12 protein-coding genes and 1 pseudogene are annotated in these 13220 nt (G+C 61.8%); 9 read left to right on the top strand and 4 right to left on the bottom strand.

Annotated features, from left to right (window positions below):
* Both BN1115_RS22025 and BN1115_RS19890 read right to left on the bottom strand, forming a co-directional pair.
* A pseudogene (locus BN1115_RS22025) lies at positions 1 to 204 on the bottom strand (3-phenylpropionate MFS transporter); the annotation flags it as partial.
* A 290-nt stretch (positions 205 to 494) separates the two neighbouring features.
* Positions 495 to 2600 (bottom strand): TonB-dependent hemoglobin/transferrin/lactoferrin family receptor, encoded by a 2106-nt coding sequence (locus BN1115_RS19890; RefSeq protein ID WP_042658525.1) that lies wholly within the window; start codon positions 2598 to 2600, stop codon positions 495 to 497.
* Positions 2601 to 2793: 193 nt separating this feature from the next.
* Here BN1115_RS19890 and BN1115_RS19885 point away from each other — a divergent pair, with 193 nt between their 5' ends.
* From BN1115_RS19885 to BN1115_RS19875, 3 genes are read left to right on the top strand one after another with little or no spacing between them, the layout of a single operon-like run.
* Positions 2794 to 3765 (top strand): ChaN family lipoprotein, encoded by a 972-nt coding sequence (locus BN1115_RS19885; RefSeq protein WP_042658524.1) that lies wholly within the window; start codon positions 2794 to 2796, stop codon positions 3763 to 3765.
* A gap of 26 nt (positions 3766 to 3791) precedes the next feature.
* The gene (locus tag BN1115_RS19880) at positions 3792 to 4346 is read left to right on the top strand and encodes a cysteine hydrolase family protein (protein ID WP_042658523.1); all 555 of its coding nucleotides are present in this window, start codon (positions 3792 to 3794) and stop codon (positions 4344 to 4346) included.
* Positions 4347 to 4383: 37 nt separating this feature from the next.
* On the top strand, positions 4384 to 4767 hold the full coding sequence (locus tag BN1115_RS19875) for a hypothetical protein (protein ID WP_042658522.1): 384 nt from the start codon (positions 4384 to 4386) through the stop codon (positions 4765 to 4767).
* 87 nt (positions 4768 to 4854) lie between these two features.
* Here BN1115_RS19875 and hutZ read toward each other — a convergent pair whose 3' ends face one another.
* Positions 4855 to 5412 (bottom strand): heme utilization protein HutZ, encoded by a 558-nt coding sequence (gene hutZ / locus BN1115_RS19870; protein WP_042658521.1) that lies wholly within the window; start codon positions 5410 to 5412, stop codon positions 4855 to 4857.
* Positions 5409 to 5921, bottom strand: a complete 513-nt coding sequence (gene hutX / locus BN1115_RS19865; protein ID WP_042658520.1) for a heme utilization cystosolic carrier protein HutX — start codon at positions 5919 to 5921, stop codon at positions 5409 to 5411. Before hutX ends, hutZ begins: the two co-directional genes overlap by 4 nt.
* Before the next feature lie 170 nt (positions 5922 to 6091).
* Between hutX and BN1115_RS19860 the strand changes: the two genes are divergently transcribed.
* The 6 genes from BN1115_RS19860 to btsR all read left to right on the top strand — a co-directional run bounded on the left by BN1115_RS19860 (position 6092) and on the right by btsR (position 13041).
* On the top strand, positions 6092 to 6943 hold the full coding sequence (locus BN1115_RS19860; protein WP_042658519.1) for a heme/hemin ABC transporter substrate-binding protein: 852 nt from the start codon (positions 6092 to 6094) through the stop codon (positions 6941 to 6943).
* Positions 6940 to 7971 carry a FecCD family ABC transporter permease gene (locus BN1115_RS19855; protein ID WP_005335261.1) on the top strand — a complete coding sequence of 344 codons (1032 nt, stop codon included), beginning with the start codon at positions 6940 to 6942 and terminating at the stop codon, positions 7969 to 7971. The genes BN1115_RS19860 and BN1115_RS19855 overlap by 4 nt, the downstream gene beginning before the upstream one ends.
* Before the next feature lie 11 nt (positions 7972 to 7982).
* On the top strand, positions 7983 to 8798 hold the full coding sequence (locus BN1115_RS19850) for a heme ABC transporter ATP-binding protein (protein ID WP_042021725.1): 816 nt from the start codon (positions 7983 to 7985) through the stop codon (positions 8796 to 8798).
* A 218-nt stretch (positions 8799 to 9016) separates the two neighbouring features.
* Positions 9017 to 10369, top strand: coding sequence for an endonuclease/exonuclease/phosphatase family protein (locus BN1115_RS19845; protein ID WP_042658518.1), 1353 nt, complete (start codon positions 9017 to 9019; stop codon positions 10367 to 10369).
* A 246-nt stretch (positions 10370 to 10615) separates the two neighbouring features.
* A complete protein-coding gene (locus BN1115_RS19840; protein ID WP_042658517.1) occupies positions 10616 to 12310 on the top strand; it encodes a sensor histidine kinase in 1695 nt (564 codons plus the stop codon).
* Positions 12304 to 13041, top strand: a complete 738-nt coding sequence (gene btsR, locus BN1115_RS19835; protein ID WP_042658516.1) for a two-component system response regulator BtsR — start codon at positions 12304 to 12306, stop codon at positions 13039 to 13041. Before BN1115_RS19840 ends, btsR begins: the two co-directional genes overlap by 7 nt.
* Positions 13042 to 13220 lie beyond the last annotated feature (179 nt).

Raw genomic sequence — 13220 nt, 5'->3', positions numbered from 1 at the left:
CTGAGCAGGGAGAGCAATCGGGTAACCGGTAGCAGATGGCCCGCCCCCTTGATCTGCCCCATCACCATCAGGTCCCAGCAGGAGACCAATCATCTCGGCGCTGACGCCCACCCCCTCCAGCCAGAGCGACCAGAACGGCAAGTAAGCGCCGTAGACAAAATAGAAGGCGCCGAAAAAGAGCGCTAACCAGGAGAACGCGGGCATAGATCCTCTGCAACCAGATGACGGGAGCAGAATGATAACCCATCCGCCCCCACAGATCCCGATGGAAACCCCGCGAAGAAAACGAAAAAACTTCAATAAAATTGAACCATTACCGAAGAAGCGGGGTCTACCTGATAACACCTCCTCCTGGTTAGTGTTGCAATCCTTCCACCCGCCCATGGCGGGTTTCTTTTTTTAGGCAAACATCTGCCCTGCTCCATCGTCACAACATGGCGGCCGCAAAAAAGGGGCCGAAGCCCCTTTGATCATCTGCGTCTGTTGTTTGCTCTTTAGAATACGTATTTGACCCGTGCACTCAGGTTGCGGCCCGGTTCGGTCATCAGGCTGTTATCGGAGCCCTCGGCACGACCGGCGATGCGCTCGTAGCTGGTGTACTCCTTGTCAAACAAGTTGAATACCCCGACGTTGAGCTGCAGGTCGGTCATCGGGTTGAACTGGGCGTACATATCCACCACACCCCAACCGGCGCTCTTCACGTACTCGTTGCCTTTGGCATCCTTGCGCACCTTGTCCATGTCGTCGGCAAAGCGCAGCGCGGTGTTGAAGTTCCATTGGGACTGTTCCAGACGCACACCGACCGAGCCGTTCAGCGGGCTCAGGCTGTTGATGTAGTTACCATCCCCATCCTTGCCCTCGATGTAGGCGAGGTTGCCCCAGACATTGACGATATCGTTGAGCCAGTAATCCGCCTTGGCCTCAACCCCTTTGGTAGTCGCCTTGCTCAGGTTCTGGTACTGGTAGACGGCGGTGCGCCCTTGTTGACCCACTTCCACCATCTCGATGAAATCATCGAACTTGTTGTAGAAGCTGGCCACTTCGTAGCTAAAGCCGTGGCTGTTACCACGCACGCCGAGATCGATGCCGTCGCTGCTCTCAGGATTGAGGTTCGGGTTGGGCTCGATGCGATAGCCGTAAGCCTGATGGTTCAGGGTGGAGAAGGCGCTGTCATACATGGGGGCCTTGAAGCCGTGGCTGTACTGGGCGAACAGGTTGGCCGCCTCGTGCGCCTTGAACACCAGACCCAGCTTGGGTGACAACTCCCCTTCGGAGAACTTGTGCAGCTGATCGCCTGTGTAGGCGGGATCGTTGTCCGGGGTCATCCGGTAGTAGTCATAACGGGCACCCGGGGTCAACACCCAGCGCTCGCCAAACTTGATCTCGTCAAAGGCCCACAGGGCGCTGCGTTCGCTGGTGGTCGCCGGGAAGCTCAGCTCGTTGTAGCCGACAAAATCACCGGGAGTGGTCGGCCCCTTGTAACGGGTACGTTCGTTGTCGGTATGCTCGTATTCAGCGCCCCAGGCCAGACGGTGATTCGCGACCGCCTTGTGGAACTGCAACTGGGCGCCGATGTTCTTCTGATCGAACACATTGTGATCCAGCGAGTTTTTGGTCACATAGGGGTTGCCGGGGCTGACCGGATACTTGGACGAGGCGTACTGATCCAGCGTCTGCTTGGTGCGACCGAAGTAGACCTTGGTATCCATCCGATCGGCCCAGCCTTGATTCAGTGCGATACCGTGATCCAGCACCAGCGAGAGGTTGTCGGTCTGCTTGTCGGTGATGGGCTGATCGAACACGCGGGCAGTGCCGGTCCCCACCTTGTTGAGCTTGACCGCATCCGGCTCCTCGCCATCGGTCAGGTAGTCAACGGTCAGCTTGAGGAACTGCTCATCGGAGAGGTTCCACTTGATCTTGAGCAGCAGGGCGTGGGTACCAATGTCGAAGTCGTTCTTGCTGGAGTCGTAATTCTGGGTCACCCCGCCATCACGCCAGGTGTAGCGCAGCAGGTTCTCCACCTCGCCGGTGCGCAGGGCGCCGGTAAAGCCCGCCATCTTCTGGTGGCTGCTGGAGGCGTAACCGCTGGTCACATCCAGATAGCTATCCTTGCCCTTGAGGAAGTCGCTGGCATCCTTGGTGGTGATGGCAATCACGCCACCCAGCGCATCGGAGCCGTAGGCCGCAGACGCAGGCCCCTTGGCCACTTCCACCTGCTTGATCATGTCGGTATCAAAGTAGCTCTGGCCGACACCACCCTTGCTGTAGGCATCGTTTTGGCGCACGCCGTCGCGCACCACCTTGACCCGGTTTTCACCCATGCCGCGGATGACGAAGGTCTGCGCATCCCCCTGACCGCCGAGCACAGTCACACCAGGTTCGTAGCGGAACAGGTCGGCGACATTGGTGACGACCTGCTCTTCAATCTGCTTGGCGGTGATCACCGAGATGGGGCCGGAGACATCTTCCAGTTTTTGCTCCATCCGTGAGCCGCTGACGACCACGACTTCATCCGCCTTCTGGGTGGCAGCAAAGACCTGGGAGGAGAGACCGGCCGCCACGGCGAGGGCAACCAGAGAGAGTGCGTTATGATGGGTCACAGCGAATCCTTATTGAGAACTGTTATCAAACAGGCCGCATATTACCCAGCTCCCGACAAAGATCAACAATAAACGAAATCATTCTCATTTGTTTTGAACCAAATTGGTTTTACACTGTCTCCACGTGTTGCCCTTATTCTGTGTTAGCCCCCCGAGATGCACCGGCATCCGGGCATATCTGCCGTGAGATCCCATGATGAGACGACTTCCCCTGCTCGCCCTGCCGCTGCTGCTGGCAGCCTGTGCCACCCCCACCCAGCCGACCGTGTCATCACAGTTGCAGACGCTCTATGACTACCGACTGAGCAGCGAGGGCGCCGCAGACCTGACGCTGGAGCAGGCGATCGCGCGCATTGCCGACGCTGACATAATTCTGGTGGGCGAGCTGCACAGCCATCCCGCCGTACATCTGCTGCAATCGCGCCTGCTGAGCGGGCTCTACACCGCCGGTCAGCAGCACGGTCGGCCATTGGCCCTCTCCATGGAGCAGTTCAGCCGCGCCGATCAGGAGACGCTGGATGCCTATCTGGCGGACCAGATTGGTGAAGCGGCCTTGATCCGCGAAGGCAACGCCTGGCCCAACTATCCGAGCGACTACCGCCCGCTGGTGGAATTTGCCAAGGCACACCGGATGCCGGTGATCGCCGCCAACGCCCCCAAACCGCTGGTGAGCTGTGTCGGTCAGGAGGGGGCTGAGTGGCTCGACAAGTTGCCCGCGTCGCGCCGCAGCCAGCTGGCCCGCCAACTGACGCTGGGGGATGATCCCTATCGCCAGAAATTTATGGCCTCCATGCACCACGGCGATGCCGACAGCAACGCCCGCCGCTTCGCCGCCCAGACCAGCTGGGACGACACCATGGCCGAGAGCATGGTGGATTATCTCGCCAAGCACCCGGGCCAGCAGATCATGCATATCGCCGGCAATTTCCACGTCGAGGGGGGGCTTGGGCTCGCCAGTCGCATCGCCAGCCGCAATCCGGCACTCAAGGTGGCGCTGGTGGTGCCCCGTACAGATGAGACCTCTGTTGCAGATCGCGCAGCCGATGTGCAGGTAACCATCATGCCGCTGCCTAAGCGCTGGCAAAACAGTGACGAGATGAAGCAAGATATGGGCGCGCTGCATCAATCCCGCAGTCGTGACTGCAGCCAGTGGCTGCAACCCTAATCTTCAAGGAAACGGCGGGTAAGAAAATGGATGTGTTACTGATCATCGATGTGCAGCAAGGCTTGTTCAACGAGCCCCGTTACCGCCAGGAACAAATGCTGGCCAATATCAACCGGGCGGCGGCCCATGTCAGGCAGCAACAGGGACGGGTCATCTATATCCAGCATGACTCGCCCCCCGGCACCGAACTGGAACCGGGCACCCCGGGTTGGCAGTTGCACAGTGCGCTGCAACCGGCCAAGGGAGAGAGCCGGGTACGCAAGACGGCCTGTGACAGCTTTCTCGACACCGAGCTCGCCTTCCTGCTGGCCGAGCAACCGGTCGATCGGCTCATTCTCTGTGGCTGTGCCACCGATTTTTGCGTCGACACCACGGTGCGCAGTGCCGCTTCTCATGGCTTCGAGGTACTGGTGCTGAGCGATGGCCACACCACCGCCGACCGCCCGCACCTGAACGCGCCCCAGATCATCGAGCACCATCACTGGATGTGGCGCCACCTCAGCCTGCCGGAGGGGCGCAGTGTCACCCTGCTCACCACCGACGAACTGCTGGCAGTAACACCCGCCCTGCAGCCGTGCTAATCTGCGAGCCTCGCCTCGTTTCTCACCGGAGTCTGTCGTGCGCCAGTTGTCTGCCACCCTGTTGTTGATTGTTCCCCTGCTGTCGGCCTGCTCCAGCTTGCCCGGACAGAAGTATGACGGGCCTGAACCCCTGTTTCTGACCCACATCAACGAGGAGGGGAGCAAGCGGTTCACCTTTGAAGCCGCGCCCAACGACACCTTGCCGCGCGGCCTCTCGGCGGCCCAGAGCCAGCGGCTGCTGGAACAGCGGGAGGCATTACAGGAGAACCTGCTGACCGAGACCCTGGCGACCAAGCAGTATTGCCGCCAGGGCTACATAGTGCTGAGCCAGACCTCCTGGAAGGTGCGGGGAGAGTGCAACGAAACGGCCACCGATGCCGATCGTCGCGCCTTTCCCAACAAGGCCTCCTGGCAGGATTGAACAGGCCGAATGAGATAACGCAATAAAAACGGGCAGCCCAGTGGCTGCCCGTTTTGTTATGGCTGCTGTCGTGGTCGACAGGGATCGTCAGACCGGCGCATCGGCCGGGCTGGTGAGCTCGGCACCGGTGTCGATGCGCTTGTGCCCTTCCACCAGATGGACGAAATCCACCAGCTCGTCACCGGAGACCGCGAACGCCTGGCCGAAACCCTTGACGAACAGCCCCTGCTCCGGCTTGAGGCGGAACAGTTTGAAATCCTTGAGGTTGGAGAGTCCCTTGATGATCTCGCCAAAACGACCTTCCAGTGCCGCCACCGCCTTGCTCCAGCGCGCATCGTCACGGGCCACTACTTCAGCCACCGCATCGAAGGTCAAGCGCTTGCGGGCAAACAGCTCACGGGCACCGCTCTCATCCTCGATCAGCATCAGGGATACTCGCGGCACCTGTTGCAAGTTGCGGGCGTGGCGGGCGATCTCGGAGATCAGCACATAGTAGCCATCTTCCTGCAGCACGAACGGGGCATAGCTGGCGTTGGGATTGCCTTCGCCATCGACGGTGGCGAGCTGCAGGGTGCGGCAGCTGTCGCGAAACTCGCGGATCTCCGGTTGCAGGCGGTTCTGCAGACGCTCCTGACGTTCACTCATGCTTTGACTTCCTCTTGAGAGTTGTGGCGCAGCGCCATGAAACGGGTGACCTGATCGGCCAGCAGCTGGCGTTTCTCGTCGCGCCCCAGATAGACCTTGAACATGCAGCGGCCGGAGTGACCGAAGAACTGGAAGGAGTGCCCCTCCTTGCCCATGAACAGCTTGCTGACCAGCGCAATCCCCGCCACGTTGTCGAGCTTGAGGTGACCATGCAGCTCACCGTCGCGGCCCATCAGGTTGTAGTAACCGCGTGCGTCCTTGCCTTTCGGGAAGGGAGCTTTTACCTCGAAGATGGAACCTTCTGATTCGACGATGGTGGTCACCGGGCCCCAGTCGGCCAGATCTTCCAGCAGACCCTGCGCCCGATCGGCGGGCAACAGGGTCACCAGCTCGGCGGGCAGATGGCGAACCACCTCCCATTCGCTGATGGCGAGCTGGGTTGCCAGAGTAGACGGATGAGCGCCGGGATCCTGCTCCAGCAGCGCGTGAATGCGTTGTGCAATGCTCATGTTTTCTCCCTCTGCGAGACCGTGTCGTCCCGCTGTTTATCATGGCGGCTACTCTAATAAAGCACCGAAACCAATGCAATTGATAATTGCTATCATTATCAGTGCATTTTTTTCAAAGCCTTGATATTCTCGGCGGCACACCCGTTTCATTCACCCCTTCGGAGGTTAGCATGGGCCGTCGTCTTGCCCTCGCCATCACCCTGCTCTGCAGTTCACTGTCCCCCTTCTCTGCCGTTGCCGCCGACGGACAGCAAGAGCGTATCGTCAGTATCGGCCCGGCCACCACAGAACTCATTCTGGCCCTTGGTGGTGAATCGAGCCTGATCGCCACCGATGTCAGCAGCCCCTTGCCAAAAGGGCTGCCCAAGGTGGGCTATCACCGGGCACTGGCCGCCGAAGGGATCCTGAGCCTCTCCCCCACCCGACTGGTGGGAAGCGACGAGATGGGCCCGGCCCCGACCCTGGATCAGCTGCGCCGTGCCGGGGTCAAGGTGGAGGTGCTGGCTACCGCGCCGACCCTCGCCAACCTCAACCAGCGTATCGATACCCTCGCCAGCCTGCTGGGCGACAAAGCGGCTGGCGATCGCCTGAAGGCAGAGATCCAGGCCCAGACCGATCAGCTGGCGGCGCAAGCGAAACAGAACAAACCGCTCAAGGTCGCCTTCCTGCTGCTGCACAAGGGGCAACCCACCAGCATCGCCGGGGGGGACACCACCGCCAGTGCGCTTGTCTCGCTGGCAGGTGGCATCAATCCGGTCGCCGAATTGCGCAACTACAAGCCGGTATCCGCCGAATCCCTCATCGAGATGCAGCCCGATCTGGTGCTGGTCAGCGGTCGTGACTGGCAGCAATATGCCGATCCGGCCAAGGTGCTGGCAGAAGTACCCGCACTGGCCGCTACCCCGGCTGGCAAGCGCAATGCCATTCACGCCATCGACGGTCACGCCCTGCAAGGGGGCCTGAGCCTCAACTCACTGCAACAGGCGAACCAGATCGCCCAGTGGATCAAGCAGGGGTCATGATGCGCTTGCCCCTCTCCTGGCTGCTGGCCTTCACCACGGCCGCACTGGCGCTGTTGCTGCTCGGTTCGCTGGCAACCGGCCCCATGACGCTCACTCTGGGCGAGAGTCTGCGGGCGCTGTTTGCCGGGCAGGAGAGCGGGATTGAGTCACACAAGCTGCTGATCGTGCAGGAAATCCGCCTGCCACGTACCCTGCTCTGCATCGCAGTGGGCGGGATCCTCGGGCTCTGTGGCGCCGTGATGCAGGGACTGTTTCGCAACCCACTGGCTGACCCTGGCATCATCGGGGTCTCCGGCGGCGCGGCGCTCGGTGCGGCGCTCGCCATCGTGCTGCTGGCCCCCCTCGGCCAGCAGTTGCAAGCTACCATCGGAGTTGGCCTGCTGCCGCTGCTCGCTTTTCTCGGCGGCGCGCTCACCACCACTCTGGTCTATCTGCTCGGCACCCGTGAGGGGGGCACCTCGGTCACCGTCATGCTGCTGGCCGGGGTCGCCATCACCGCGCTCTCCGGCGCGGTGATCGGCCTGCTCACCTATCTGGCCGACGATCAGATGCTGCGCAACCTGAGCCTGTGGCAGATGGGAACGCTGGCGGCAGGCAAACCCGCCGATGTGGCGCTGGCCCTGCTCACCCTGGCGGCCCTGCTGTGGCTCTTTATGCGCGATGCCAATCCCCTCAACGCCCTGCTACTGGGTGAAGGGGAGGCCCGTCATCTGGGGGTCAATGTGCAATCCCTCAAACGTCGCCTCATTCTGCTCACCGCAGCGGGCGTCGGGGTGGCGGTGGCGGTATCGGGGATGATCGGCTTCGTCGGGCTGGTAGTGCCCCATCTGGTGCGCCTGCTGGCGGGCCCCAACCACGTCAGGTTGCTGCCGCTCTCGGCCCTGCTTGGCGCTGCCCTGCTGCTGGCGGCCGACATGCTGGCGCGCACCCTGCTGGCCCCGGCCGAGCTGCCGGTGGGCATCATCACTGCCCTGCTCGGCGCCCCCTTCTTCATCTGGCTGCTGGTAAAAGGCCGCCGCGCCCTGTGATACGGACTGTTATGCAACCACTCTTCTCATCCTCACTCTCCGCCCCCCTGTTGAGCTGCAGCCGGCTCAGCCTGCGCCGTGGCCAGCGCCAGATCCTGGATGGGCTCGATCTCAATCTCGAGAGCGGCACCCTCACCGCCCTGCTCGGCCCCAACGGGGCGGGCAAGAGCTCGCTGCTCAAGTGCCTGACCGGCGAGCTGGAATATGAGGGTTCCATCACCCTGTTTGGCGCGGATCGCCAGCAGTGGGACAGCGGCCAGTTGGCCCACCGGCTCGGGGTATTGCCGCAAAGCTCCTCGCTCAACTTCCCCTTTCTCTGCGAAGAGGTGGTGGCCATGGGGCGCTTGCCCCACAGTGAACCGGCAGCCCGACGTGACGAGATAGTGGCGGCGGCCATGACCCATGCCGGGGTCGAGCATCTGGCCAAACGACTCTATCCTGGGCTCTCTGGTGGCGAGCGGCAGCGGGTGCAGTTTGCCCGGGTGCTGGCACAGATCTGGCAGGCTCCCTCCCTGACCGAGCAGGCCGAGCAACCGCGCCTGCTGCTGCTCGACGAGCCCACCTCGGCGCTGGATCTGAAATACCAGCATCAGCTGCTCACCATGGCGCGCGCCCTCGCCAGCCGCAATACTGCGGTGCTGGTGGTGCTGCACGACCTCAATCTGGCGGCGCGTTATGCCGATCGGCTGGTGATGCTGGAGCGGGGCAAACTGATGGCCGATGGGACACCTGCCGAGGTGCTGACCCCTGAGCTGATTGCCCGTCTCTATGACTATCCGGCGCAGGTTATCCACCACCCCGAGAGCGGCCTGCCGATGGTGGTGTGAAGGAGGGGCCGCCAGACGCGAAGACAAACGCTTTCATTTGCCTGCGTCTATTTGCCTGCGTCCCGCCCCGCAAACTGCATTAAAATTCATCATCGCCAGATATGTGGTGTGAATATCCTCACACTTTACTCAGGCAAAACCCCCGCAGCATCGCCGTCTACTTATAATGGCGCCGCCTCACAGAAGGCATAACTCATTGATGCTACGGAACAATTACAATGAAAAATATCAACAAGACCCTACTGGCTGCCGCCATCTCCCTCGGGATGCTGGCTGGCTGCAACAGCGACAACGACTCAAAGGCAGCTGATCCCATGGTTCGTTTTGCCACCTTCAACCTCTCTTTTGACCGCACTGCCGCCGGTATGCTGACCGGTGAGCTGGCACTGACCCGCACCGAGCAGGATGCCCTGCTGGCCCGCCTCGCCGAAGGGAGCCTGAGCGGCACCACGGAAACCAAAGCCAAGAACGTACAGCAGATCCGCAACGTGGCGGAGATCATCCAGCGCACCCGCCCGGATGTGTTCCTGTTCAACGAGTTCGACAACGACGGCAAAGGCGAGAGCACCGCCGATCTGAAAGCCTTCAACGACAACTATCTGGCCCACGCCCAGCACGCGGAGGTGACGTCCATCAGCTATCCGGTGATGCAGAACTTCGCCACCAACACCGGCCTGATGAGCGGTTATGACCTCAATCTGGATGGCAATATCAACAACGGCCCCGACGATGCCTGGGGCTTTGGTAACTACCACGGCCAGTACGCCTTTGCGGTGATGTCCAAATATCCTATCGACACCAAGCAGATCCGTACCTTCCAAACGTTCAAGTGGAAGGATATGCCGGGCGAGCAGAACCCCATCATTGATGATTGCAAGGCGAGTATCCCGGCCAGCCGCCAGTGTGGCGATGCCTGGTATTCAGATGCAGCCTGGCAGCAGTACCCGCTCTCCTCCAAGAATCACGCCGATGTGCCGGTGCTGATCAAGACCGAGAAGGGTGAAGAGGTGATCCACTTCCTGATCTCCCACCCGACCCCGCCCATCTTTGCCAACGCGGCACGCCATACCGTCAAGCACAACCGTGCCGAGATCGCCTTCTGGAACGACTACGTCAAGGGTCTCAACTACATGACCGATGACAAGGGCACCAAGGGTGGGCTGGCCAAAAACGCCAAGTTCGTTATCGCCGGGGATCTCAACGCCGATCCGCAAACCGGCGACGGCGACCTGAGCGCCATTCAGGCGCTGCTGGACAATGCCCTGATGAATCAGGCCATCACCAATGGCACCCTGATCCCGGTCAGCGAAGGGGGCCCGGAGTGCGTCAGCAAGGGGGCCGACTGCAAGCGCAACCTTGATCGACCCAACCCGGAGCGGATCACCAACAGCAGCGTACTGCAGCTGGATCACGTCATCCCCTCTGCCAACCTCAACGCGGTCAAGAGCGGCGTCTTCTGGCCTGCCAGCTTCGAGGCAGGTTATCACCTGGTCTATGATGCGAAACTCGGCATCGCCAAGGGAGTCAGCTCGGATCACCGCATGGTCTGGGTCGATCTCAAACTCGATTGAGCCACCCACTGACCGTCAATTCGGGGGCCTCTTGGCCCCCTTTTTGTTGCCGCAATATCGCCGCGTCTGCCGCTGGCTCAAGTGCCATGCTGAGTAACCAGACAGTTACCGCCCGCCACGGCGGCAGACGATTCGGCAAATCGTGCGCTGCGCCACCATTCCGATAACCCTGCCTTGCAAGGGGGTATGGGGTTTGCTAATACTCCGCGTCCATTAAATGACCAACCATTACCGGGGCAACGAGCCGTGGCGTTTGAACAATTCACTCTGGTGATCTCGCTGTTCCAGCAGCTCTGCGTCTATCTGGTGATCGCCTGGCTGCTCTCCAAGACGCCGCTGTTCATGCCGCTGACTCAGGTGACCCTGAGCTGGCCCCACAAGATCCTCTGCTACCTCATCTTCTCCGGCTTCTGCGTCATGGGCACCTACTTTGGCCTGAGGGTCGAGGACTCCATCGCCAATACCCACGCCATCGGCGCCGTTCTGGGGGGCATCGTCGGCGGCCCGGCCGTGGGACTGCTGGTGGGGCTGACCGGCGGCATCCACCGCTATTCGCTGGGAGGCTTCACCGCGCTCGCCTGTACCTTTTCCACCATCGCCGAGGGGCTGCTCGGCGGGCTGGTGCACCGCCACTTCGTCGCCCGCCACCGGCTCGATCTGCTGTTCAGCCCCTGGGTGGTGGGCTCGGTGGCCCTGGTTGCCGAGCTGATGCAGATGGGGATCATCCTGCTGGTGGCCCGCCCCCTCGATGACGCCATCCACCTTATCGAGAACATCATCGCCCCCATGCTGGTGGCCAATACCCTGGGGGCCGCCATGTTCATGCGGATGATCCTCGATCACCGCGCCATGCTGGAGAAGTACTCGGTCGCCTTCTCCGCCCGCGCTCTCAAGATCGCCGAGCGGGCGATGCGGGTGCTGGACAAGGGCTTCACTCAGGAGGCGTGCCAGCAGATGGCGCGCATTCTCTACGAGGAGACCGGGGTGGGTGCCGTGGCCATCACCGATCGGGAGAAACTGCTCGCCTTCATCGGCATCGGCGAGGATCACCACCTGCCGGGCACCGCCATCAACTCCCGGCACACCTTCAAGGCGATCCAGCACAACGAGGTGGTCTATGCCGACGGCAACCTCATCCCCTACAGCTGCACCATCCACCCCGGCTGCAAGCTCGGCTCCTCGCTGGTCATTCCGCTGCGGGGGGAAGAGGGATCCGTGGTGGGCACCATCAAGCTCTACGAGCCCAAGCGCAAGTTCTTCTCCTCCATCAACCGCACGCTGGGAGAGGGGATCGCCCGGCTGCTCTCCGGCCAGATCCTGGCGGGCAAATACAACGAACAGAAGCGACTGCTGGCCCAGTCGGAGATCAAGCTGTTGCAGGCGCAGATCAATCCGCACTTCCTGTTCAACGCCCTCAATACCCTGTCGGCGGTGATCCGGCGCGATCCCGAGAGCGCCCGCACCCTGGTGCACCACCTCTCCACCTTCTTTCGCAAGAACCTCAAGCGCCAAGGGGACGAGGTGACCCTGGCCGACGAGCTGGAGCATGTGAACGCCTATCTGCACATCGAACAGGCCCGCTTCGCCGAGCATCTGAGCGTGCAGATCCATATTCCCGAGTCGCTGCTGGAGTACCGGCTGCCCACCTTCTCCCTGCAACCCATCGTCGAGAACGCGGTCAAGCACGGCATCTCCCAGATGTTCGAGCCCGGCCTGCTGACCCTGACCGCCCGGGTTGAGGCCCAGCGGGTGGTGCTGGAGGTGTGCGACAACGCCGGGCTCTATCAGACGAAACAGGAGGGGAGCGGCCTTGGCATGCATATCGTGGATCGGCGCATCAAGGCCCGTTACGGCGCCGAGTACGGGGTCGTCATCGACTGCGTCCCCCATCAATCAACCCGGGTGAGGATCACCCTTCCCCTGCAGGAGAGCCCATGCTAACCGCCCTGATCGTTGACGATGAACCCCTCGCCCGCGAGGAGCTGCGCCTGTTGCTGGAACAGGCGGGCAATATTCGCCTGCTGGGAGAGTGCGCCCACGCCATGGAGGCGCTGCCCGCCATCCATCGCCTCAAACCCGACCTGCTGTTTCTCGACATCCAGATGCCGCGCATCAACGGGCTGGAGCTGGTGAGCATGCTGGACCCGGACTTGCGCCCCCACATCGTCTTCATCACCGCCTACGACGAGTTTGCCCTGCGCGCGTTCGAGGAGAACGCCCTCGACTACCTGCTCAAACCGGTCACGGCAGAGCGGATGAACCGGGCGCTGGAGCGCATCAACCGGCTGCTTTCGCCAAAAGGTGAACTGGCGGGCCAGCCGCTGCCGGATCCGTCCCGCATCGCCCAGCCCCTGCGCAGCATCCCCTGCACCGGTCACAACCGCATTCTGCTGTTGCCCCTTGGCGAGGTGGAGTTCATCCACAGCGATCTCACCGGCAACCGGGTGATCAGCGGCCAGCAGCAGGGCACCACCGAACTGACCCTGCGCACTCTGGAAGAGAAGACTGGCTTCGTTCGCTGCCACCGCCAATACCTGCTCAACCCGGGCCAGATCCGCGAAATCCTGTTGCTGGACGGAGGCTTGGCTGAGGTGGTGACCCAGGGCGGCCACAAGGTGCCGGTGAGCCGCCGCTACCTCAAACCGCTCAAGGAGCTGCTCGAGATTCCCTGATGGGGCGGGACGCCTCACCCCGCTCCCGCCCTGCCAGCGACCACTCACCCGCTTACCACGGCCGTCGGCACTCCCGCCAAACCACTCGGGGCCGCTTTTCTGCCACTCGCGGGCAGAACCCGGCCACTGACCTTTTCTTCGCTCCCCTTTCCCCACCGCATGAGTAGAGTGCAGCCTGA

The sequence above is a fragment of the Aeromonas allosaccharophila genome (assembly GCF_000819685.1).
Lineage (GTDB): Bacteria > Pseudomonadota > Gammaproteobacteria > Enterobacterales > Aeromonadaceae > Aeromonas > Aeromonas allosaccharophila.
Note: the sequence above shows the minus strand (reverse complement) of the source record. Positions and strands in the feature narration are given on the sequence as shown.

Coding starts and splice junctions, on each gene's coding strand:
- BN1115_RS19860 (WP_042658519.1), top strand. CDS start 6,092: ATGGGCCGTCGTCTTGCCCTCGCCATCACCCTGCTCTGCAGTTCACTG.
- BN1115_RS19880 (WP_042658523.1), top strand. CDS start 3,792: ATGGATGTGTTACTGATCATCGATGTGCAGCAAGGCTTGTTCAACGAG.
- hutX (WP_042658520.1), bottom strand. CDS start 5,921: ATGAGCATTGCACAACGCATTCACGCGCTGCTGGAGCAGGATCCCGGC.
- hutZ (WP_042658521.1), bottom strand. CDS start 5,412: ATGAGTGAACGTCAGGAGCGTCTGCAGAACCGCCTGCAACCGGAGATC.
- BN1115_RS19885 (WP_042658524.1), top strand. CDS start 2,794: ATGATGAGACGACTTCCCCTGCTCGCCCTGCCGCTGCTGCTGGCAGCC.
- BN1115_RS19855 (WP_005335261.1), top strand. CDS start 6,940: ATGATGCGCTTGCCCCTCTCCTGGCTGCTGGCCTTCACCACGGCCGCA.
- btsR (WP_042658516.1), top strand. CDS start 12,304: ATGCTAACCGCCCTGATCGTTGACGATGAACCCCTCGCCCGCGAGGAG.
- BN1115_RS19845 (WP_042658518.1), top strand. CDS start 9,017: ATGAAAAATATCAACAAGACCCTACTGGCTGCCGCCATCTCCCTCGGG.
- BN1115_RS19850 (WP_042021725.1), top strand. CDS start 7,983: ATGCAACCACTCTTCTCATCCTCACTCTCCGCCCCCCTGTTGAGCTGC.